Source organism: Fibrobacterota bacterium (assembly GCA_019509785.1).
In the GTDB taxonomy this organism is placed as follows: domain Bacteria; phylum Fibrobacterota; class Fibrobacteria; order UBA11236; family UBA11236; genus Chersky-265.
The window spans coordinates 31,786-54,056 of record JAEKLQ010000037.1 but is presented as its reverse complement, the minus strand read 5'-3'; the positions used below and the strand labels follow the sequence as shown (position 1 = coordinate 54,056).

16 protein-coding genes and 1 tRNA gene are annotated in these 22,271 nt (G+C 61.6%); 6 read left to right on the top strand and 11 right to left on the bottom strand.

Features of this window, described 5'->3' with window-relative positions:
* The 8 genes from psd to JF616_10430 form a co-directional block, all read right to left on the bottom strand.
* Positions 1-858 carry a phosphatidylserine decarboxylase gene (gene psd / locus JF616_10465; protein MBW8888166.1) on the bottom strand — a complete coding sequence of 286 codons (858 nt, stop codon included), beginning with the start codon at positions 856-858 and terminating at the stop codon, positions 1-3.
* Between the two features lie 60 nt (positions 859-918).
* Positions 919-1,002 (bottom strand) — tRNA-Leu (locus tag JF616_10460).
* A gap of 71 nt (positions 1,003-1,073) precedes the next feature.
* Positions 1,074-1,511 (bottom strand): preprotein translocase subunit SecG, encoded by a 438-nt coding sequence (secG, locus tag JF616_10455; GenBank protein ID MBW8888165.1) that lies wholly within the window; start codon positions 1,509-1,511, stop codon positions 1,074-1,076.
* A 14-nt stretch (positions 1,512-1,525) separates the two neighbouring features.
* Complete coding sequence (locus JF616_10450) at positions 1,526-2,287, bottom strand: triose-phosphate isomerase (GenBank protein ID MBW8888164.1); 762 nt, start codon at positions 2,285-2,287, stop codon at positions 1,526-1,528.
* Between the two features lie 135 nt (positions 2,288-2,422).
* Positions 2,423-3,661 (bottom strand): phosphoglycerate kinase, encoded by a 1,239-nt coding sequence (locus JF616_10445; GenBank protein ID MBW8888163.1) that lies wholly within the window; start codon positions 3,659-3,661, stop codon positions 2,423-2,425.
* Positions 3,662-3,847: 186 nt separating this feature from the next.
* A complete protein-coding gene (gene gap, locus JF616_10440; protein MBW8888162.1) occupies positions 3,848-4,852 on the bottom strand; it encodes a type I glyceraldehyde-3-phosphate dehydrogenase in 1,005 nt (334 codons plus the stop codon).
* Positions 4,853-4,970: 118 nt separating this feature from the next.
* Complete coding sequence (locus JF616_10435; GenBank protein MBW8888161.1) at positions 4,971-6,569, bottom strand: transglycosylase SLT domain-containing protein; 1,599 nt, start codon at positions 6,567-6,569, stop codon at positions 4,971-4,973.
* 9 nt (positions 6,570-6,578) lie between these two features.
* On the bottom strand, positions 6,579-7,937 hold the full coding sequence (locus tag JF616_10430; GenBank protein ID MBW8888160.1) for a hypothetical protein: 1,359 nt from the start codon (positions 7,935-7,937) through the stop codon (positions 6,579-6,581).
* A 121-nt stretch (positions 7,938-8,058) separates the two neighbouring features.
* Between JF616_10430 and JF616_10425 the strand changes: the two genes are divergently transcribed.
* From JF616_10425 to JF616_10415, 3 genes are all read left to right on the top strand, one after another.
* The gene (locus JF616_10425; GenBank protein ID MBW8888159.1) at positions 8,059-11,358 is read left to right on the top strand and encodes a hypothetical protein; all 3,300 of its coding nucleotides are present in this window, start codon (positions 8,059-8,061) and stop codon (positions 11,356-11,358) included.
* A gap of 171 nt (positions 11,359-11,529) precedes the next feature.
* Positions 11,530-13,203: a dihydroxy-acid dehydratase gene (ilvD, locus tag JF616_10420; GenBank protein ID MBW8888158.1), complete on the top strand. Its 1,674-nt coding sequence runs from the start codon at positions 11,530-11,532 to the stop codon at positions 13,201-13,203.
* 51 nt (positions 13,204-13,254) lie between these two features.
* The gene (locus tag JF616_10415; protein MBW8888157.1) at positions 13,255-14,451 is read left to right on the top strand and encodes a pyridoxal phosphate-dependent aminotransferase; all 1,197 of its coding nucleotides are present in this window, start codon (positions 13,255-13,257) and stop codon (positions 14,449-14,451) included.
* Between the two features lie 19 nt (positions 14,452-14,470).
* Here the strand turns inward: JF616_10415 and JF616_10410 are convergent, their stop codons facing one another.
* A complete protein-coding gene (locus tag JF616_10410; protein MBW8888156.1) occupies positions 14,471-16,207 on the bottom strand; it encodes a serine/threonine protein kinase in 1,737 nt (578 codons plus the stop codon).
* A 166-nt stretch (positions 16,208-16,373) separates the two neighbouring features.
* Here JF616_10410 and JF616_10405 point away from each other — a divergent pair, with 166 nt between their 5' ends.
* From JF616_10405 to JF616_10395, 3 genes are read left to right on the top strand one after another with little or no spacing between them, the layout of a single operon-like run.
* Entirely contained in the window at positions 16,374-17,867 is a 1,494-nt protein-coding gene (locus tag JF616_10405) for a serine/threonine protein kinase (GenBank protein ID MBW8888155.1), read from the top strand.
* Between the two features lie 28 nt (positions 17,868-17,895).
* Positions 17,896-18,303, top strand: coding sequence for a YraN family protein (locus JF616_10400; GenBank protein MBW8888154.1), 408 nt, complete (start codon positions 17,896-17,898; stop codon positions 18,301-18,303).
* A 37-nt stretch (positions 18,304-18,340) separates the two neighbouring features.
* The gene (locus tag JF616_10395; protein ID MBW8888153.1) at positions 18,341-18,973 is read left to right on the top strand and encodes a threonylcarbamoyl-AMP synthase; all 633 of its coding nucleotides are present in this window, start codon (positions 18,341-18,343) and stop codon (positions 18,971-18,973) included.
* A gap of 3 nt (positions 18,974-18,976) precedes the next feature.
* Here JF616_10395 and JF616_10390 read toward each other — a convergent pair whose 3' ends face one another.
* Both JF616_10390 and JF616_10385 read right to left on the bottom strand, forming a co-directional pair.
* Positions 18,977-19,693, bottom strand: a complete 717-nt coding sequence (locus tag JF616_10390; GenBank protein MBW8888152.1) for a 5'-methylthioadenosine/adenosylhomocysteine nucleosidase — start codon at positions 19,691-19,693, stop codon at positions 18,977-18,979.
* Positions 19,690-22,065 (bottom strand): multicopper oxidase family protein, encoded by a 2,376-nt coding sequence (locus tag JF616_10385; GenBank protein ID MBW8888151.1) that lies wholly within the window; start codon positions 22,063-22,065, stop codon positions 19,690-19,692. Before JF616_10385 ends, JF616_10390 begins: the two co-directional genes overlap by 4 nt.
* Between the last annotated feature and the right edge of the window lie 206 nt (positions 22,066-22,271).

Below are 22,271 nucleotides of genomic sequence, written 5' to 3'. Positions count from 1 at the left end.
TCAAGACCCCAGCCCCTGGCCCATGCGGATGGCTTCGCCGGCGACGCCCCGGGAAGCGACGTCGAACCAACGAGCCCCCGTCTTGCTTGCGAGCGCGCGCGAGAGGATGAGGATGACGGTGGATCCCAGCTCGAAGCATCCCAGGCCTTCGCCCTTGGCCAATCGTAGTGGGGTGGGTGGAGCCCAATGGGAAGCGCTGCGGAGGGGCCGTGGGTTGCCGATCATGCCCGGATGGAAATCCAGGGTGATGCGGCCGACGTTGGTGGCGCCCACCATGACCACCAGCGCTTTTCCGGTTTCCCCTTCCAACTCGACGATAACCCGCTCGTTGGCGACGAAAAGGCCGGGGATATGCGAGACGCTCCAGGTATTGACCGGCCATAAGGCGCCGGGAATATGCGCGCACCGGGTGACCTGGCCCGCTATGGGCGCATGGATGCGATGGTAGTTGTAGGGGGCAAGATAGATGGTCAGGAAGCCGCCTTGGGCGTATTCCGGAAGATCCCAGCCGGGCCCGATTAAATCGGCCAAGGCGTAGTCGATGCCTTTGATCTGCTTGAGTTTCGGCCGCTCGGGATCGAAGCGGCCGGCTTGGGTCAAAGTACCGTCAACGGGAGAGACGAGAGCGTCGGGCGCGATGGACCGGGCCCCGGGCTTGAGGCGGCGGACGAAAAATTCCCCCATGGTGGGATAGCGATCGACGGGGAACTCGGCTTCGGCGGTTTCGATCCGGTAGAAGCGGATGAACCAGTCCCGGATCGCGGTATGCAGGCCGAAGGGGTAGCGGGCCCGTACGAGGGCCCCGACGAAGGAACTGAGCCAATTCTTGGGGACCAAATAAAGGAGGCGGAAGAACATGAGCCCCTCAGGAAGGAACGCCGGCGAGGTTCGATGGGCGCGAAGGAGGGAGAAGATAACTGCGGTTGCGCGGACTTGAACCGCGAAGGGGTTGCCCCCACCAGCACCTCAAGCTGGCGTGTCTACCAATTTCACCACAACCGCGATTTCCGCAATGTGCCGCCTGGGCTGCGGGCGGATTGAGGTATCCTCCCGTTGCCATGGCGGCGAGTTTCTTAGTGTCCCTTGGCCGGAGCCGCGCCGTTCGCCGGAGCCTTTTCAGGCGCCGCGGGCCCGGTTCCCAACCCCGGGATGGCGTTGACCGGCCCTTGCCCATTGCCGCTCGAAGGGCCAGCGCCGGTCGAGGGCAAAATGCTCGACAAGCCGCGATGGGAGCCTTTCAGCTCGGACTCGCGACGGCCCGATTCGATGCCCCGGGTGGACATGTAATTGAGACCGAGAAGGATGATGAAGCTGGCCAAGGCGACATAGCGCGTCAAGGTGGTCAGGAAGGTCGAAGCCGAGCTGCCGCTGAAAGCGGCGCTGCCGCCCATTCCGCCGAAAGCTCCCGCCAATCCCCCGCCCTTGTCGTTCTGCACCAGAACGAGCAGGACCAAGAGGAGGCACACGAAGACGTGCAGTACAATCAATGCTACGAAGGCCCAATGATTCATATTTCCAACCGGTTTTAAGCGGCCCTTATAATACCTAAAAAGGCATCCGCCTTCAAGGCGGCGCCGCCGATCAACCCGCCATCCACGTCGGGCTGCTTCAGAAGTCCCGCGGCGTTTTCCGGCTTCATGCTGCCGCCGTATTGGATGCGGATCGCTTCGGCCGTCGGGGAACCATACATTTCGGACAGCAGGCCGCGGATGAACTTGTGCACGGCCTGGGCCTGGTCATCGCTGGCATTGCGCCCGGTGCCGATGGCCCAGACAGGCTCGTAGGCGATGACGGTTTTGGCAGCATCGGCCGCGGATACGCCCTGGTAGGCGGCCCGCACCTGCGTTCCGACCACTTTCTCGGTGACGTTGGATTCGCGCTCGGCCAAGGTTTCGCCCACGCAGACGATGGGCGTAAGCCCTTCGGCCAGGACCTTGAGGGTCTTCTTGTTGACGGCGGCATCGGTTTCGCCGAACAGGGTGCGGGGTTCGGAATGGCCCAGTATCACGTGGGTTACCCCGAGGGACTTGAGCATGTCCACGGAAACCTTGCTGGTGAAGGCGCCCTGGTTCTCGAAGTGGACGTCTTGGGCGGCCAGCTTAATGGGCGAGCCCTTGAGGATGCCGGCGACGCGATCGAGCGCCAGAAAGGTGGGCGCTATGCCGATCTCAACCTTTTCCGCGAAGGCCTGGCCTTTAACGGCGGCCACCAGTTCGGTGGCGAGCTTGGCGGACTCTTCCACGTTCTTGTTCATCTTCCAGTTGCCGACGATGATTTTCTTGCGCATTAATACCTCGATACCTCGGTGTGGTCTGATCTTCGTTAGGGGGAAGGGTATAGGGTACAGGGTTAAGGGTATGGGAAAACCGAATATCCGCTTTCTTAACCCTGTACCCTATACCCTTAACCCTATACCCTCTTCTTACGGCTTCTCCGTCAACGCCACGACTCCGGGAAGCGGCTTGCCTTCCAAGAACTCAAGCGATGCGCCGCCGCCCGTGGATACGTGGCTTACCTGTTTCGATAGGCCGGCCTTCTTGATGGCGCTGGCCGAGTCTCCCCCGCCGACCACGGTGGTGCCGCCGTTCTTGGTGGCTTCCACCAGGGCCTGGGCCACGGCGAAGGTGCCCTTAGCCGAAGCTTCGACTTCAAATACGCCCATAGGCCCGTTCCATAAGACCGTCTTGGCGGAGGCGATGACCTTGGCGTAGGCGGCCGAGGTTTCCGGGCCGATATCGATGGCTTCCCATTCCTTGGGGATTTCGGTCATGCGGCAGGTCTTGCCCTGGCCGATGGTGCGGGCCTTGAAGTCGAATTTGTCGGTGATGAAGCAATCGGTCGGGAGCATCAGCTTGTCGCCGTATTTCTCCAGGAGTTCCTTGGCTAGGGCGATACGATCCGGCTCGACCAGGCTCTTGCCGGTTTCCAGGCCCTTGGCCCGGGCGAAAGTGTAGGCCATGCCGCCGCCGATGATCAGCTTGTCCACCTTGGGCAACATCTGTTGGATCACGTCGATCTTGCCGCTCACCTTGGCTCCGCCGATGATGGCCACGAAGGGGCGCTTGGGATTCTCGATGGCGCCGCCCAGGAAGTCGAGTTCCTTCTTCATCAGGTACCCGCAAGCGCGCTGGGGCAAGCTGATGCCCGAAACCGAGCTATGGTCGCGATGGGCGGATCCGAAAGCATCGTTGACGTACACGTCGCCGAGCTTGGACAGGGCTGCGCGGAAAGCGGCCACTTTGTCCTTGTCGGCCACGAGCTTGGTGCCGTCCTCGAGCTTGATCTTGCCTTCTTCCTCGATATGGAAACGGACGTTCTCGAGCAGGATGACTCCGCCGGGCTTCAAGGAGGCGCAGGCGGCTTCGGCCTTGGGGCCCACGCAATCGTCGACGAATTGGACGGGCTTGCCGAGCAGCTCCTGCAGCTTGGCGCCGACCGGCTTGAGGCTGAACTCGGCGTTGGGCTTGCCGTCGGGGCGGCCCAAATGGCTCATCAGCACCACGCTGGCGCCTTTATCGAGCAGGTACTTGATGGAGGGCAATGCGGCGGCGATCCGCTTCTCGTCCTCGACCTTGCCGTCCTTGATGGGGACGTTGAAATCCACCCGCATCAGGACGCGCTTGCCGTTTACCTGTAGATCCTCGATAAAGAGCTTTGCCATTTTTCGATCCGTGGTTGGTAATTAGTGCCTTGAAAAAAAACCGCCGCGGTCCATTACTGGGCCGCGGCGGTAGGCCAACCGGAGCGGACGGGCCGCTGCGGGGGTTGGCCGGATCCGCGCGGGCGGTTGGAATGCCAAGACCGTCCTTACGGAAGGTCCTGGGCCCGCCCACGCGAAAGCGTTCGCCTAGACGCCCACCTTGGCCATATGCAGGATGAGGTCGACGAGCTTGTTGGAATAGCCCCATTCGTTGTCGTACCAGGCCACCAGCTTCACGAAGGTGTCGCTGAGCGCGATGCCGGCATCGGCGTCGAAGATGGAGGTGCGCGGGTCGCCGAGGAAGTCGTTGGAAACGACCTGCTCTTCGGTGTAGCCGATGATGCCCTTGAAGGTAGTTTCCGATGCCTTCTTCATGACGGCTTTGATCTCCTCGTACTTGGCGGGCTTCGCGAGGCGGACCGTGAGATCCACCACCGAAACGTCCGGGGTGGGCACGCGGAAGGCCATGCCGGTCAGCTTGCCGTTCAGTTCGGGAATCACCTTGCCCACGGCTTTGGCGGCCCCGGTGGAGGAAGGGATGATGTTCTGCGCCGCGCCGCGGCCGCCGCGCCAGTCCTTCGCCGAGGGGCCGTCCACCGTCTTCTGGGTGGCGGTGGTGGCATGCACCGTGGTCATCAAGCCTTCCAGGATGCCGAAGTTGTCGTTGATGACCTTGGCCAACGGGGCCAGGCAATTAGTGGTGCAGGAAGCGTTGGAAACGATGTTCTGAGCGGAGTTGTACTTCTCGTGGTTCACGCCCATGACGAACATGGGAGCGTCCGCGGAGGGCGCGGAGATCACGACCTTCTTGGCGCCGGCGATGAGATGGCCCTGGGCCTTTTCGACGGTGGTGAACAAGCCGGTCGACTCGATGACGAAGTCGGCGCCGACGTCTCTCCACTTCAGATCCGCGGGATTCTTTTCGGCGGTGACGCGGATGGACTTGCCGTTAACGACGAGCTTGCCGTCCTTCGCCTCGGCCGTTCCCTTGAAGGCGCCGTGGGTGGAGTCGTATTTGAGCATGTAGGCCATGTAGTCGACGTCGATGAGATCATTAATGCCAACGATCTCGACGTTGTCACGGGCGATGGCGGCCCGGAAAGCCAAACGGCCGATGCGGCCAAACCCGTTGATTCCAATTTTGACTGCCACCGAATTACCTCCTGGAAGGATGCTGCTGATGATGGGCGGAAATATAATTGAGCGTCCGCGCTACGGCAAGATTACGCGGCAAAACGACGTATTTACGGGGTTAAAACCGTAGCGGGCGCTATGGCGGAAAGCCATAGCGGGCCCGGTTCTTGTCGATAATCATGGTCGCGATGATCTTCGGCACGTACTCGTTGGTCTCGTCGGCGAGCACTCCCAGGCGATAGATATACCAGAAGTCGCGATTGTTGATGGGGTCGTCGATGCTGCGCAGGGCCTTACGGATACGGCCCTCGCCGGCATTGTAGGCCGCCATGGCCAAAGCCACGTCGCCGAACTCGGCATACAGGGTCTTTACGTACTTCACGCCGGCCTGGGTGGATAAGCGCGGGTCGGTGCGTTGATCCAGATAGGTCGGCATGTTCTCCCAATTCTCGGGAACGCGCAAGCCGTACTCGCGCGCGGTCGCTGGCATGAACTGCCACAGGCCCCTGGCGCCGGTGCGGCTGACGATATCGGTATCCAGCGTGCTCTCGTGCATGGCCAGGTAGAAGAAGGCCAACGGCATGCCTTGCCGCGTCAATTCATCCTCGATGATGCCCTTGTATTTGTGGCTGTTGTTCAAGGAACGCTCGATGATGGAGCGGACCCCGGGATTGCTGCTGAAATAGTTGATGTGCTTTTCGACCTGCTTGATGAAGATGTCCGGCACGATGTAATCGCGCTTGCCGAAGCCTTCGAGGATGACGTGGATCTCCCGGCCCAGCGGATTCTTGTAGGTGTTGATGAGATCGGAGGATTTCAGGTTGGAGCGTACGCTCATCAATTGGCGTTCGGCGGCGCGCAGCTTGGCCACCAGCATGGCCTTCTCGTGATCGTCCGTGGCGGGACCGGCCTGGTTCTGCGCTTGCGCCAGCTGTGATTCCAGGTTCTTGGCTTCGCTCAGCAGGATTTCCTGCTGCTTGAGCTTGCCGCGGTAGCCCATGTTCTGGTAGAGCAGGACGCTGACGATGATGAAGGCGACCAAGGAAACCGAGCCGAGGATGAGCAAGGCCCGTTTCTTCTGATGCGAATGCATCTGGGCGGCGCTGTTGATCATCAACGCGTCGCGCTTGCTCAGGACCCCGCTATTCGCGATGCGTTCGGCGCGGCCCTTGTCCTTGATCAGCTCTTGCAATTCCCCCTTGCCGGCCTCGTCGTCCTTCAACCGATGGGCCAGGCCCATAGTGTAATCCCCGGCGTCACCGCTTCCGAAACCCCCGCCGCCGTTCTTGGGCTTGAGGAATCCGGGCGGGACGGCGGCCTTGCCCGGCGTCCGTTTGCCTTCGTATTCGGTCCGCAATTGCCGGGGTTCGCTGGCGCTCACTCCCAAGGGCTGGGTCATCGGGCGCATGGTGGTGGAATCGGTGGCGCCGGCGCGATCGACCAGGCGCATCTTGGGGCCCGATACGCCCAGGCTCACGACCTCGTCCACGTAGAGGGCATGCTCGGCGATCTGCTGCCCGTTAACGTAAGTGCCATTGGTGCTACCCAGATCGCGGAGCATCAGGACTTCGCCCCGCTTCTCGATCACCGCGTGCTTGCCGGAAACGAGGGTCCCGTCCGGTCCGGAAAAGCAAACGGAATTCTCGGGGTTGCGGCCGAGGGTCACTCCATTAGCTACGCGGATCTTGCGCCCGACCTGGACGCCGGAAATGATTTGCAGGAAGTAATCAGGCATGGAAGCCGGTCAGATATCCGCCCAGGACTTGAGCAACGGGAAGGAAGCGGAGGTTTTATTGCGCGCCCCGTTGACCCGATTGACGCCCCGGCGGGAAGCGTTCTCCCATTGAACGTTGTCCAACAACCGATCGGTGGCGCGGGCCTGGCCCTTTTCGGAAATCAAATCCTGGTCTTCCAGGACCATGGCGCGATGGACGTAATAGTCCACGTTTTCCCGGGAGCCGACCAGACCTTCCAGAAATGCCAGCGCGGCGGGCCGGAAAACGCAGTTCTCCCCTTCCACGCGGGAAGCCACGCCTCCCGAGAAAAAGTAGGCCTGCGGCTTGGCCGCCGCCTCGGACAGGGCTTGCATGGCTTCGCCCTCCGGAATGGCATCGCCGGGAGCTTGCATAAGCAGAGGGCAAGCGAGCCGATGGGCCAGGGCCGCCGCGGCGGAGAGCCAAGCCGCATCGCGATCCGGCGCGTCCAACACGACGATGGCTACCGCATGGTCCCCGTCCTCGTTGGCCTGATCGCCGATGAGAAGGGCTTCGGGATCGGCCGGAAGGGAGGACCAGAGATGCACCATTTGCCTTTCGCGGCCTTTGGCTTGGCGGGCCAAGCGATGCAGCGATGCCATGAACCCGAGAACGTCAGCCAAGGCGCTGTGGGACAGCAATCCGCCGCGCAAGGCTTCCAGGGTGGCGACCAGATCCCCGTGCAATTGGCGCGCGGCCCCGTCCCGGAGGATGAATCCCGTGCTGTCCCGCCCGACCTCGTCGAGAAAGGCGCTGAGGCTGGGGCTGAGCTTGGAACCGCCGGTATTCTCCTGTTCCAGCATGTTCATCAGCTTGTCGAGATCGCTGGAAAGGCCGGGCGGTTTGGGCGCCGGCGCCGAGGGCGTCTGTTGCGCATGGGAGAAAAGGCCGTTGACGATCTCGTTGCGCCACTCCGGAGGCAGGGACAACCGGTTCAAGGCGGGCAGGAATTCGGGGAAGGCCAATTTGCGATCGGCCACCCGTTGGACCAGATCGCGCAGGGTTTCCAGATGCGAAAATAGGCCCTGCCCGCGCAGGGCCGCCTCGAGATGCAGAACATCCTTGCCTTGGAAGGTCATTTCGCCTTCGGCGCCGGCGGGAAAGAACTGGGGCATGTCCGGCAAGGGAACCTTGGCCGAGATGTGGAAACGATTGCGTAATTCGTCCAGATATCCGTTATGGAATTTCAGCGGGCCGTCCTGCTCCCATCCGCGCTTGAGCAGGACGATGTAATGGGAATTGCCCCGGCCGGGGACGCGAACGGATCTCGCTCCCGGTTCCGCGCTGATCCGGCCTACCGCTTGATTCTTTACCGTCGAGACGCTGAAATCGCCGATGCCGCCTGCCACGCTCGCAAATATAATTCGCGGCGGGGCTTCCGCGCCTTAGCGCGATTCGTAAATTAGCGGAATGCTATAATCTTCGCAACGGAACCGCCTTCCCCGAGAACATACAGCAGCTACGTCGGATATGACCCATCCCATTCGCATTCCGGTCACCCTCGCAGGATGGGCATGCGCCGTCGGCCTCGCCTTGGTGGGATGCGGAGGTCCGCCCCGAGCCGGGGAAAACGCGCATGGATCGGCGCATGCGATCGATTCCACCCGCTTCCACGTTCCGGCTTCCGTTTCAGCCAAACCGCCGAAAGAACGTTTCTTCCAGGAATACCGGAGCGCGGGCGGTTGGGTCCTTTCCGCGACCGGGCCCGTGTGGGTGGACGTCCCCAGCGAGCGCACCGGCATGGGTATCCCCGCGCGGACCCTGGTGCGGAGCGAGGATCGCAAGCTCCGGATTTCGCTTTTCGAAACCTCCTGGCCCAAGGGGAAGGCCCGGGACACGGACTTGCGCGCGGCCCTGGCCTATCTATTCAAAGCCGATCCGGATTCGTCGGAAAAAGGGGAGCCGCAGGCTCATTACCGGTTGTTCCGCCCCCCCGCCGATACCTTGAACCATTGGGGCATGTTGCTGCGGTCCGATACGTCCCTGGTTTTCGTGAATCTGGAATCGAAAACGCCGCTCCCGGCGGAAGGCCTCGGCCGCTTACCCGATCTGCTCCTCGAATCGGATCCCTTGCGGCGCGGCTTGGCCCCGGATTCCTGTTCGCGCACTTTTCGGGGCGCCATCGAAAACACGCTGGGCTTACGGGCCGTGGAGGATTCCAACTGGAACCTGGCGATGAAGCATTTCCAAACCGCCCTGGACCTGGATACCGGTAATGCGGCCTTTTTAGTGAACTGCGGCGCCATGTTCCAGGTCAAGCGGGAGAACCTGGAAGGCATCGCCTTCCTGATGCGGCATCCGCGCCTCGTGGCCGCTTCCGGGGACCTGGCGGGCACCATGGGGGCGTTCTACGAGGATCTCGGCCGCTTCCAGGAAGCCAAGGAATGGGCCTTGAAGGCGCTGGAACTCGATCCCGGCAACGTGGAATGGCTCATCAACCTTTCGGACGCCTTATGGGGGCTGGGCGAGCGCGTGCATTCGAAAAGCGTTTTGCTGAAGATGTATTCCGAAAAGCCCAGCTTCCGATTATCGGTGTACCTCGCGCAAACCTACCTGGGGTTGGAGGAATACGAGAACGCTCGGCAGGTAATGGTGCAAGCGCATGCCGACAGCGCCCCCACCGAAAAGTCGGTGGAGTACTACCTGCGCGCCCTGGCGGGCCTGAAGGATTATGAAGGCGCTTTGGATTACGTTCGCGATCTGGGGACGGCCTTCCCGCGCACCTCGAATAATTATCTCCTCAAAGGCACGTGCGAATTCAGCCTTAAGCTCTACCGTCAGGCGGGGCAATCGGCTAAGATCGCCCTCGAGCTGGATGCGTCCAACCGCGATGCGCAACAATTGGCGACCCAGGTGGCGGCCTTGATGGGCAGCCGCAGCAACCTGATCCTGCGTACTCCCATTACCCCGCTTAAGACCAAAGCGACCTTGGCGGCGGCGCGGGCGCTGCTGCAAAAGCCAGAGAACCTGCAACTGGCCGCGCAGTACCCCCTCACGCTCGCCTATCAAGAAGTCGTCTACGCTTGGGCCCCCAAGTCCCGTGCGGCCGACGGCCGCTGGAAGAAAACGCGCCACCAGATCTACCACATCCGCGATGCGCGCAAGCTCATCCGGCTATCCGAATTGACCTATGAGCTGAACCCGGGCTACTCCCGCTTCTACGTCAACGCTTTCCGGCTTTACGACGCCAACCTGAAGCTCATGGAAGAGGAAAAGAGCGGGGACTTCTATGTCACCAAGAACCACAATACGACCTTGCATCCGGAGAACCTGCTGGTGCATTTGCCCATCAAGACCCGGCCCGGCGTCCAATGGCTGGAATCCATCACCACCGAGGAAGCCCAGCTCCCGACCAACGAATTCCCCTATCTCCGCTACGACAACGCTTATCCCTTCCCCATCCTCGCATGCGAGTACGAGATCCTGCATCCGCCCAAGCATCTGCTTCTGAGCGCCTTCGGGGAGTCCCGCGTGGACAGCCTCCCGGATCGCATCGTAGTCAGGATGGACGAGGCGACGCCGGCCTTCGAGGAGAACTACCGCCCCAGCAACGACGAGATCGGGACGGGGTTCTCGGCCACGCCCTTCGCGACTTGGCGCGAAGTAGGGCGCAATTACCAGCGGTTCCTGGAGAAAGAAGGCGTCCATCTGGATTCCGTGCCTCTGCCGGTGAAGGAGCGCGCCATCGAAATGGCGGAACGGAACCGGGGAATGAATCCGGTGCAGGCCATGTTCCGCTTCGTGCGCGATTCGGTACGCTACAACAACTACGAATTCAGCTTGCAGGCCCTGGTGCCCGAGCGCTGCGAGACCGTCCTGACGAACGGCTATTCCGATTGCAAAGGCCATGCCCTGCTGCTCATGGAAATGCTCAAGGCGCGCGGCATCGACGCCCACCTCTGTCTGGTGAGCCTGAACCATGCAGGGGATCTGGATCAGCCCAGCCTGCACCAGTTCAACCATATGATCGTCCACGTGCCGGCCCAGCAGGGCATGCCGCAATATTTCCTGGACCCCACGGAAAAGTCCTACGCCTTCCGGCGCTCTCCCTTGGCCCTCGAAAGCAAGAACGTGCTCATCATCGACGATGAGAACTCGCGCATGATGACCATTCCCGAGCTCGACAGCGCCGGGGAGCATCGCGTGCTAGTGTTCCACAGCCGCAAGGTGGACCCCAACCAAACCGCGCTCGGTTCCGACAGCATGATTCTGAGCGGGAAAGTCGCTTCGGAATTCCGATCCCATATGCGCGAATGGAACCCGAACACGAAGTACGAGAACTTGCTTTCCTGGCTGGCCCAAAGCTATCCCGCCTTCGCCGATGAACGCTTCCGGGTCTTGAACGAGGATGATCCGGACCTGCCCCTCATCATGGTTTTCCATTACCGCGCCAAATTCCCGTTCCACAACGGCACGTTGGAATTCCAGCATTTCCCCAAACTGGAACTGAGCTTCCTGCGCTTCCCGCGCGCGGCATCCCGCAAGTCGCCGGTGTATTTCCCCCACGAGATCCAGATCAATTCCCAGTGGGTTTACGAAATCCCGCCCGGATACGGATGGAAATCCCTCAATCTCGATCGGGAGCTTTCGGAGCATTACCTCCATTGGCTGCTCTCCATCAACCAGACCACTCCCGAGTCGATCGGGATCAAGCAGAATTGGCGCATCGACCCCTTCGTGGCGACCCCCGAGGAGTACACCAAGATCCAGGAAGAGTGGGAACCGATCCTGGCGCGGTCGGGACTGAGGCTGCAGATTTCCAAGCGGTAGGCCGGGATAGCGGGTAGAACCGGCGCCTGTTTGCTACTATTTCCCTTTCGATTGACCTAGGGGTTCAGGGTAAAGGGTAAAGGGTTTAGGGTTTTGGAATACCCCGACTTTCACCCTTTACCCTGTACCCTGTACCCTTAACCCTCTCTTCCAGAGACTTCTCAGGGAATCATGAAACTCAATAAGTATTCTTCGCGACTGACGCAGACCATTTCCCAGCCCGGCTCCAAGGCCATGCTGCATGCCATCGGGATGACCGATGAGGACATGGGCAAAGCCCAGGTCGGCATCGCCAGCATGGGCTACGACGGCAATCCGTGCAACATGCACCTCAACGATTTCGCCTCCCATATCCGGAAATCGGTTAACGAAGCGGGCATGGTGGGATTGCGTTTCCACACCATCGGGGTCAGCGACGGGATTTCCATGGGCACCGAGGGAATGAACTATTCCCTGCAATCGCGCGATCTCATCGCCGATTCCATCGAAACCGTCACCTGCGCCATGTGGTACGACGCCAACATCTCCGTGGCGGGATGCGATAAGAACATGCCGGGCGCCGTCATCGCCATGGCCCGCTTCAACCGCCCGTCCATCATGGTCTACGGCGGCACCATCCTGCCCGGCTACCACGACGGCCATAAGCTGGACGTGGTCTCCGCCTTCGAAGCCTACGGGAAGTACGTCAACGGCAAGCTGGATGAAGCCGGCATGAACGAAGTCATCAAGCACGCTTGCCCGGGCCAAGGGGCCTGCGGCGGCATGTACACGGCCAATACCATGGCCGCCGCCATCGAGACCTTGGGCATGACCCTGCCTTACGATTCCTCTTCGCCCGCGGTGAGCGACGAGAAATTTCGCGAATGCCTGGTGATCGGCAAGGCGATACGCAACGCCCTGGAATTGGACCTGAAGCCCCGCGATATCATGACCCGCAAGGCCTTCGAGAACGCCATCACCCTGATCATCGCGCTGGGCGGTTCCACCAATGCCGTGCTGCATCTGATAGCGATGGCGAAAGCCGCCCATGTGCCCTTGACCATCGACGACTTCCAGCGCATCAGCGACAAGCGCCCTTACCTCGCCGATCTGAAACCGAGCGGCCAATACGTGTTCGAGGATCTGCACGCCGTGGGTGGCGTGCCGGCGGTGCAGAAGCTCCTGATCAAGGAAGGCCTCATCGACGGATCCTGCATGACCGTCACCGGCAAGACCCTGGCCGAGAACGTGGCCGATTTGCCCGGGTTGAAGGAAGGCCAGAAAATCATCTTCCCGGTGAGTCAGCCTCTCAAGAAGACCGGGCATATCCGCATCTTATACGGGAACCTCGCCAAGGAAGGCGCGGTGGCCAAGATCACGGGCAAGGAAGGCCTGTCCTTCACGGGCCCGGCAAAGGTCTATGATTCCGAGGAAGACACCTTGCATGCCCTGGAACGGAAGGAAATCAAGGCCGGAGACGTGGTGGTCATCCGATACGAAGGCCCCAAGGGCGGGCCGGGCATGAGCGAAATGCTCACCGTGACCTCGGCCATCATGGGCGCCGGGCTCGGAAAGAGCGTGGCACTGATCACGGATGGACGCTTCTCGGGCGGGACGCACGGGTTCGTGGTGGGCCACATCACCCCGGAAGCGCAGACCGGCGGCCTGTTGGCCGTCATCCGCACCGGGGACGTCATCACCATCGATGCCGAGAAGAACACTTTGGACGCGGATCTCACGGAAGAGGAAATCGCGGAGCGCTTCCAGGGCTGGACTCCGCCCGCCTACAAGGTGGACCAGGGAACCCTGTACAAGTACATCAAAACGGTGAGCACGGCCTCGGAAGGCTGCGTTACGGATGCGTGACGGCTGCGGGAAGCATGCGGGTAGTTTGTTTAAAGGACGCCCGAAGGTCGCGTGAAACCCCTCGCCTCCCGCACGGGACGGATTTCCACGTCCCAGACCGTCGCCATCGACGCCAAGTACAAGCGACTCAAGGCCGAAGGCAAGGACGTGCTCAGCCTGGGCGCGGGAGAGCCGGATCTGGATACTCCGGAGTCGGCGAAGCGCGCGGCCATCGAATCCATCCGATCGGGCAAGACCAAATATTCGGCCGTGACCGGTCTGCCGGAATTGAAGGCGGCCGTGTCGGCCAAGTTCGCGCGCGAGAATAATCTCGCCTATCCTCCCGCCGATATCGTTATCTCCAGCGGAGCCAAGCATGCCGTCTTCAACGCGCTCTTGGCTCTGGTCGAGGAGGGCGACGAGGTTCTCATCCCTTCCCCATGCTGGGTCACCTATCCCGAGCTGGTGCGCTTCCTGGGCGGGACCCCGGTTATGATCCCGACCATCCTGGAAGCGGGCTTCCGGGCCACCGCGGCCCAAATCGAAGCGGCCATTACCCCGCGCAGCAAGCTCTTGATCTTCAACTCCCCCGGCAACCCCACCGGGGCCGTATACCCGGAAGCTGAGCTGAAAGCCATCGCGCAGGTCCTGGTCCGCCATGATCTGTATTGCCTGGCCGACGAAATCTACGAGCATATCGTATACGAAGGCGCGCGCCACGTGAGCATCGCCTCCCTGGGCGCGGACATTTTCGACCGCACCCTCACCGTCAACGGCATGTCCAAAGCCTTCGCCATGACCGGTTGGCGCATTGGTTTTACCGGCGCACCGCCCGCCTTGGCCGCCGCCATCGGGGCCATCCAGAGCCATGGCACCCATCACCCCGCCAATGCCTCCCAATTCGCCGCCATTGCCGCCTTGAACGAGGACGTTGGCTTTCCGGCATTACTGCAAAGCCATCTGGACGCCTGCCGCCGCCTGGCATTGGAAAGCCTAGCCCGCATCCCCGGCCTCAAGGTCTTCCCTCCCCAGGGAGCCTTCTACGTTTTCTTCGACGTGTCAGCCTATCTGGGCAAATCCCATGGCGGCAAGCCCGTACGCACCAGCTTCGAGTTGTGCGAATATCTCCTGGATACGCGCCTGGTCGCCACCGTTCCCGGAAGCGCGTTCGGGCTGGAGGGATACGTGCGCATCTCCTTCGCATGCGATCCCGAACAATTGGTCCGCGCTTTGGACCGTCTTTCGGAAGGGCTGCTGGCGTTGGCCTGAGCCCGGCGCCGCGCCGGGTTTATTCGCCTTCGACGGGGACGGCGGCCATGCGCTGGCCCGGTCCCGCTTCCAATCGGACTTTCAAAGCATGCATTCCGGCCGTAAGCACCAGGCTCGTATCCAACCCTGGCAAGCGGGGCGATTTCAATTCCAGTCGATGCCGCCCCGGCGCCAGATGCGCGAGGCGGATGGGCGTCGTCCCCAGGAAGCGCCCATCCACGTAGGCTTCGGCGAAGGGCGGAGAGCTCTTCAGGATGATAATCGCTTCGCTTTCCTTGCCCACCGATTCCCCCGCGGCTCCGGGAGAATTCGCGCTCGCTGCGACGGAGATCGCGGATGCGCCGGTGGCAGCGGGTCCCGCGCTTCCGGATCCGGTAAGGGCCGCCGACAGGGTATCGCGCAAGTTAACCGGTCCGGTTTCCGGTCCGGAAGGAACCGCTTGATTGGAATTCCCGTCGCCTTCACCGTTTCCCTGCGCGGCATTCCGGCCCGAGGCGAGAGACGCAATATCCGATGAATCGCCTTGGGATTTCCGGACCTGACCTAGCAGCCGCCAACCTCCGGCCACGATTCCGAGCCCGAAGGCCAAGAACGCCAAAGCCAAGGCCCAAGATGCGGCCGATCGGCGTTTGCGGCTGCCGGGTCCGGACCGGTGCGTCGGGTTGATGGGCAAGGCGATCGATGGGAAGGTTCCCGGCGCTAAGACCCGGCCAGGCCGGGAGCGGGCTGTCGCCTGTTGAGTGGAGGCCACCGTCATGGGCAAGGTGGCATTGCGCGCATCCGGGTTCCAAGTCGTCCTCACCCCATTGGCGTTCACCTCCCGCAAATGGCCCGCCGCCAATTCGGCCGGATCCGTCACCCCGGAGAGAGAGAGGTAAGCCTTCAATTGGCGCTGAAGCCAAAGCGGGCCGCCTCCGCGCGCGGAAGGGGACTTCCGCAACAGGGTATCGACGAGGTTACCCAGGCCCGGATCCAGCTCGGGACGCAGGCTCAAGAGCGGGAGATGCGCTTCCGAGGAAATACGGCGGAACAACTCGGTCACCGTCCGGCCTTGGAAAGGCGGGTGGCCGGCCAGGCAGGCGTAGAATACCGAACCCAGCGAAAACATGTCCGACTGGGAAGTGATGGGCTTGAGCCCGCGGGCCTGCTCGGGCGACATGTACAATGGCGATCCCAGCACCGCGCCGGTCTTGGTAAGGCTATCGTCCTGCACGTGGGCGATGCCGAAATCGGAAATCTTCAGGTAGCCTTGGGTGTTCAGCATCAGGTTCTCGGGCTTGAGATCGCGATGGACCACGCCATGCTGGGCGGCTATGGACAAGCCCTCGGCGGCCTGGCACATGAGGGCGGCCGCGAGGAGCGGATCGAGGGGCTGATAGTTGGGAGCGCCATCCCGGCCGGGCGCCGGCCATGCGTCCGGTTTCGCTTCCGGGCCCGATGGCGCGGGGCTCCGCCGCATCAGGCCATGCAGGCTCAGGCCGTCCACGAATTCCATCACCAGGTACAGGTCTTTGCCTTCCTGCCCGAAGTCGAAAACCTCCACTACGTGGGGATTGCGGATGATGGCTACGGTGCGGGCTTCATTGAAAAAGCGGTGTAATACGTCCTGGCGCGTGGCCAGATCGGCGTGCAGTACTTTCACGGCGACAAAGCGCGAGAGCACGGGATCCTTGGCGAGGTAGACCTGCGCCATGGCGCCCTGGCCCAGCTTATAGAGCACTTCGTAACGCCCGTAACGGACAGCCATCGAAGCCAAGGTAACAACGCGCGCGCGGCGCCGGAAGATGGGATCGCGGTCAAGCCCTTGATATGCGTCGAGCTACGCCGCCGCGGGAATTCCGGGATTTCAGGAGTGCTATTTTCCTATACTTCCGGTAGATTCGGGGTCCGGGCCCGGTCAGCCCTCCCGGAAAGGACGGTCCATGGAAAAGGCGTCACTCAATCCCGCGGAAGCGGACGCGCTGGCGGACAGGAAATTCGGGGGCTACACCATCCTCGAACATCTGGGCAAGGGCGGCATGGGCGACGTATTCAAGGCCGTGCAACCGGGCCTGGAACGCGTAGTAGCCTTGAAGATCCTGCCTGGCATCTTGGCCCGCAACGCCGAGTTCTCCGAGCGTTTCCTGACCGAAGCCTTCGCCATTTCCAGGCTCCAGCATCAGAACATCGTCACCATTTACGATTACGGCGAAGAGAACGGGCAAAAGTACATCGCCATGCAATACATCCAGGGCCCCACCCTGGGCAAGCTCATCCAACAGGAGAAAAGGCTCGACTACGCCCGCATCATCTCCATCGCCAAGCAAATCTGCCGCGGCCTCAAGTACGCCCACCAAAGCGAAATCGTGCACCGCGACATCAAGTCGGGCAACATCATGGTCGAGCCCGGCGACAAGGTTTACATCTCCGACTTCGGCATCGCCAAGGTGGTGGACGCGCCCAGCATCACCACCACCGGCATGGCCATGGGCACGCCCGAATACATGGCCCCCGAGCAATGCGAAGGCGGCGTGGTGGACGGCCAAAGCGACATCTACGGCCTCGGGATCATCCTTTTCGAGATGGTGACGGGACGGCCGCCCTTTCTCGCGGACACTCCGTTGGCCGTGGCTTATAAGCAAGTCCACGAGGCGCCTCCCCTGCTTTCGAAAAGGGTTCCGGACGTGCCGCCCCGCCTGGAACTGATCGTGGCTAAGTGCCTGAAAAAACCGAAGGCCGAACGTTATCGGAATGCGGACGAACTGTTGAAGGACCTGGACTCGGCCCATCTTGATTATGTCGATCTGGCCGAGCCCGTGCGACCCGAATCCGAAACCAGCCTTCCCTCCGATCTGCGCATCACCGATCGCCGCGGACGCGATCGCCGGTATATCCCGGAGCCCATGGCGGTTTCCCGCGGTTACTTGTGGGGCATTCTGGCGCTGTTCGGCTTGATCATGGCCGGCATGGCCTTTCTGCTCTTGCGCCCGTCCTCGTCCCCGGGCGCCAGCCTGCACTGGATTACGCCTAGCTCGTATACCGGCCCCGCCTCCACCGATGGGCCTTCGGGCCCGTCCTCCCCGGCCGACCTTTTCGATGGCAAGCGTTCTACGGCTTGGACCTCTCCCGCGGGCAAGGAAGAATCCGAAATCGAATTCACCTTCCGCTCGCGCATGCTGCTGACGGGTATCCTGATCGAGGCCGGCTACCTCGTTCCCGACGCCTCTTCCCCGGGGTATGTCTCCCCCAAATCGGTTTCCCTCGAGGTGGACGGCCATAAGCCGGTACGCCTTACCCTCTCCGAAACGGATGCGCCCCAATTCATTTCCTTTCCGGGAGTGCTGGCCGAAAAGGCCAAGCTGCGCTTCGCCGCGGGCGGAGGATCCAAACCCATGGCGGTGCGCGAAGTGCGCTTCCTGGGGCTTCCCTACGAATAAACCCATGCCGGCCGCACCGGAACCGCGCATGGAAAAGGCCGAGACCCAGGAAAACCACTGCGCCGCGGGCCGCCGCGGCGAGGACCATGCTTTGGCTTATCTGCAGGCCAAGGGTTATCGCCTGGTGGCGCGCAATTTCCGGCACGGCCGGGGGGAACTCGATCTGATCGTCGATGCGCCCGACGGAACCCTGGTCTTCGTGGAAGTCAAATCCAACCGCGGCTCGGTTTCCGGTCGGCCACTGGAGCGGGTGGACGGCCGCAAGATCCGCCGCTTGCAAAGGCTCGCCCAGCGCTATTGCGCATCACGGAACCAAGGGCATCGCGACATGCGTTTCGACGTGGTCGGCATTGATCTATCCGGTGAGGGCCGAGCCCCCGGCATCGAGCATCTAGAAGCGGCCTTCCTCCCGGATGGCAACGGATACTGGCCTTAAATTTTATCTTCCCCCTATGCGACTAGAGCTTCATCCCGTGAACCCGCAAACGCGCCTGATGCAAAAGGTGCTGGAAGCGTTCGCCGCCGGCCAGGTGGTCATCTACCCCACCGATTCCGGTTATTCCATGGGTTGCGACGCGCTTTCCAAGAAGGCCGTGAATAAGCTTTACCACGTGAAGCGCGCCATGAAGAAGTACCTGATGGCCTTGATGGTACGCGATTTCAGCGAGCTCTCGGAGTTCGCGAAGGTGGAGACGGCCGCCTTCCGTTTCATGAAGTCCCTGGTGCCGGGACCCTACACCTTCGTCCTGCCGGCCACGGTCCGTTCGCGGAAAATCCTGGACGTGAACCGTCCCGAGGTGGGCGTGCGTATGCCCGATTGCCCGTTCACGAATACCCTCTTCGCGATGTCGCCCAAAGCGGTGATCCTGACCACGGCGGCCAAGATCCGCGAAGAGGACAATTTCATCGATCCCGCCGAGATCGAGGAAACCTATGGCCACCTGGTCGATTTGATCGTGGACCTGGGCCCGCAGCCCATCAATCCTACTACCGTCATATCCTTGGTGGGAGAAGCCCCGGAAGTCCTGCGCGAAGGCGCGGGGCCGCTCCCCGGGGAAGGGACCCGTACCGCGAAGCTGGGGCCGAGGTTGTTCCCGAGCCGATAGCGCCTACGCCGGAAGGCGCGACAACACATACCTTACGATAGCGAAGGAATTGTGGGCCACCACGGGCAGGAAGCGGTTGAAATCGTGCACCGCATCGCCATCGGCGCGATCGGAAATGGTCCGCACCACCAGGAAGGGCACCTTGTTCACGGCGCAGACTTGGGCCATGGCGCCGCCTTCCATCTCCACCGCGTCCCCGGCCATTTCTTCCATCAGGTAACGATGATGATTGATCTCGTCCCGGTTCATGAATTGATCGCCTGTGAGAATACGCCCGGTATGGATCCGATGGCCCTGCGCCGGCGCCCCCGCGGCCAGTCGCGCCATCGCTTCGTCGGCGGCGAATACCTTCAGATCGGTATACAGCAGGTTCCCGCGCGCGAAGCCTAGGACTCGCCCGTCCACGTCATGTTGCATGCAATCGCGCGAGACCACCACGTCCCCGATTTCGTAGGCTGGGTTCAGCGCTCCGGCCACGCCGGTGAAGAGCATGCGCGAAGGCGCATAGGCGTCGATCAGATGCTGGCTTACCAATGCCGCGAAGACCTTACCGATCCCGCACTTGGCCAGCACCGCCTCCCGCCCTTCCAAGCGGATGGCATAGAACGTGAACCCGTTCCATTCCTCCCGGCGCAGCAATTCGGAATGGGCCAGGAACTCCACGATCTCGGCATCCATGGCCCCGAGGATGGCGATAGGACCTTTTTTCCCGTCGTTCACGGAATGCTCAAGTGCACGCGCAGGGTGTCCGGATCGAAACGACGCGATCCGGCCTGGGGACGCAAGAAAATCTCGATTTCGTGCCTGCCATCCAAAGCGCCGACCAGATCGGCCGCATCGAAGGAGAAGGTGCCGTCGGGCTTCAGCGGCGCGTAGGCGAACATTTCCGGATAGACCATATTCCGGAAATATAACGAATCCCGCATCACGGTCCCATCGTACCCGTTCACCTTCCCGGCCACTTGTCCTCGCATGGTGCTCACGGCCGAAGTATCCATTTTAAGACCCGCGAAGGAAGCCTCTCCCGCCAGATCGAGATCGAGGGACCAAGGGATCTTTCCGCGGCGATCCAATACCAGATGCAAGGTATCGGGCACCGGGCGCAGGCCGGACGTAACGCCCTTGACCCAGATCTTAAGGCGGACGATGTCGGCCGCGCCTAGGACCGCATCCGCTGCCACGGTGAAGCGGCCGGCCGCATCGAACGCGGCCTCGGCATGCAAGTCGGGGAAATCCGCGTTGGACAGGTATATCTTTCCGTCCAAGGCCGCGGCCAAGGGAATATCGGCGGCCCCCGGGGTGGGCCGGGCCCGGACGGTCCCGGTGATGGCCGCGCGCATCAGGACGGCCAGGCTGGTATCCCGGCGCAGGGAATCGATCCCCGCCCAGGGAAGCCCGAGGGACCATTCGTATGGCCGAGGCGCATCGCCCCCGCTATCCACCACCCGGAAATGCGCCATCATATCGTCTTCCAAATGCTCGGCGATATGGCAATGGAACATCCAATCGCCCGGATTGGACGCGTCCAACAACAGGTCCACCGTATATCCGCGCCCGATCAGGTAGGTGTCCCGCCAAACCAGGCTCTCCAAGGTGGGCCGCCCGTTCTCGCGCACCACCAGGAAACGTTGTCCATGGAAGTGCAGTGGGTGGGGCATGGAATGGTACATGATGGACGCGTCGGGTCCCGTGGTGGTGGTATCGTTATGCACCCGGATCAGGATCTTATCCCCTTTCGAGAAGGTCCATTGGATGTCATGGTTTTCCTTCCCGGTCCTGAGATCGCGGATGGCCCAATGCGTATTGGCGTCGGTGGACGAGTCGTTCATGGAGAGCATGGCCGGGCCGTGCACGCTATCGCTCCATTCCACTCCCAGCCTGTTGGAAGGGTCCGCATCATGGGCGACCGCGGCCGCTTTCGCCAATGCGTTCGTTGCGGAAAGCAGGGCCGCTTTCGCAAGCGGCTTGGACATGGCCATGAATCCCGTCAACAGGATTTCCTCGTCGGGGGACTTATCGAAATAGGGCCGGAAGGGATCGATGGACGCGGCGGCCTGTGGGCAACTGTCCAGGTTGATGCTGGAACGGTAATCGGGCATGGCCGTATCGGGCTCGTACACGAAGTGCGCCAACGGGCGCGCGCCGGTGGGCGTGGCATTCCATAAATCGAGGGTATCGTAATCCGATAAGACATCGTTGAAATAGAGTTGGTAGATGAATCGCTCGGACGGGGCGATTAGATAGGACTCCCTGGAATCGGGGAGCACGAAGCGGCCATTGTCGGCTCCTACGATGTTCATGTCCATGTCGCGCGAATATTGCAGGTTGTAGACCCGGGCATTGGAAGCGTTCACCACGTAGAAACGGATAGTCTCGTTACGCTTCACGCGGATGGTGCAGGCCGTGTCCCCGTTCACCATGAGCACGTTCCCGAATCGTCCCATCAAGGTATGATCGGTTTCATTCCGGTAGAAGGGCTGCAAAACGTTCCCGCTGATCGCCAAATCGTTGATCATCAGAACAATCTCGCGGTTGACCGGGGGCCAATAGGCCGGGTCGGCTGGAGCGACCAAATAGGCGCCATATAGGCCCACCTGCGTTTGGTAATCCGAGCGCGTATGCGGATGGTACCAGTAGATGCCGGCATCGGGGAAACGGACATGATATGCGAAGGTTTGGCCCGGGCCGGGAGCGCCTTTGTCCTCGGCGACGACACCGTCGTAATCGGAATCCAAACGGACGCCGTGGGAATGCAAGCTGGTGGGAAGATCCGTCTCGTTTTTCACCAGGACCACGATGGAGGCGCCTTGGCTGACCTTGACGATCGGACCCGGCACCGATCCGTTATAGGCCAGCATGCGCACCTTCCTGCCCGAGACCCACTTGGCCACGTAGGATACGGTGAGATGAACGGTATCGCCGTCCTTCGCCTCCAGCGTGCCCATGGCTTTCGCTTCGGGCAGGCCCTCCACGGAGGCATCGTACGGGACCTTGGCTCCGGTCTCGACCGGCGCCGAAGCCTTATCGCCACAAGCCAAAACGGCCCAAGCTCCCAGGATTCCCAAAGCGATCCGCGTCGGGAATTTCGCCATATTCCAGAGAGAAGAAAACCGCGCGCCAAAGCGCGAAGCCGGAATGGCGCTTTTCCTTTTACCCCCCTTTGCCCCAGCCGGTATAATCGGAACCATGACTCCCATCATAAAACGAACTGCCTTCGCGTCCCGGTACCGATACCGGAAAGAAAACCGCCTAGGCCCCATCCGCCATGGCTTGAATCACCGTGCCTATCCCGCGATTT

Bases quoted from the DNA above. Each gene is read 5' to 3' on its own strand.
- JF616_10405 (MBW8888155.1), top strand. From the start codon at position 16,374: ATGGAAAAGGCGTCACTCAATCCCGCGGAAGCGGACGCGCTGGCGGAC.
- JF616_10445 (MBW8888163.1), bottom strand. From the start codon at position 3,661: ATGGCAAAGCTCTTTATCGAGGATCTACAGGTAAACGGCAAGCGCGTC.
- JF616_10385 (MBW8888151.1), bottom strand. From the start codon at position 22,065: ATGGCGAAATTCCCGACGCGGATCGCTTTGGGAATCCTGGGAGCTTGG.
- JF616_10435 (MBW8888161.1), bottom strand. From the start codon at position 6,569: ATGCCTGATTACTTCCTGCAAATCATTTCCGGCGTCCAGGTCGGGCGC.
- JF616_10400 (MBW8888154.1), top strand. From the start codon at position 17,896: ATGGAAAAGGCCGAGACCCAGGAAAACCACTGCGCCGCGGGCCGCCGC.
- secG (MBW8888165.1), bottom strand. From the start codon at position 1,511: ATGAATCATTGGGCCTTCGTAGCATTGATTGTACTGCACGTCTTCGTG.
- psd (MBW8888166.1), bottom strand. From the start codon at position 858: ATGTTCTTCCGCCTCCTTTATTTGGTCCCCAAGAATTGGCTCAGTTCC.
- JF616_10450 (MBW8888164.1), bottom strand. From the start codon at position 2,287: ATGCGCAAGAAAATCATCGTCGGCAACTGGAAGATGAACAAGAACGTG.
- JF616_10425 (MBW8888159.1), top strand. From the start codon at position 8,059: ATGACCCATCCCATTCGCATTCCGGTCACCCTCGCAGGATGGGCATGC.
- ilvD (MBW8888158.1), top strand. From the start codon at position 11,530: ATGAAACTCAATAAGTATTCTTCGCGACTGACGCAGACCATTTCCCAG.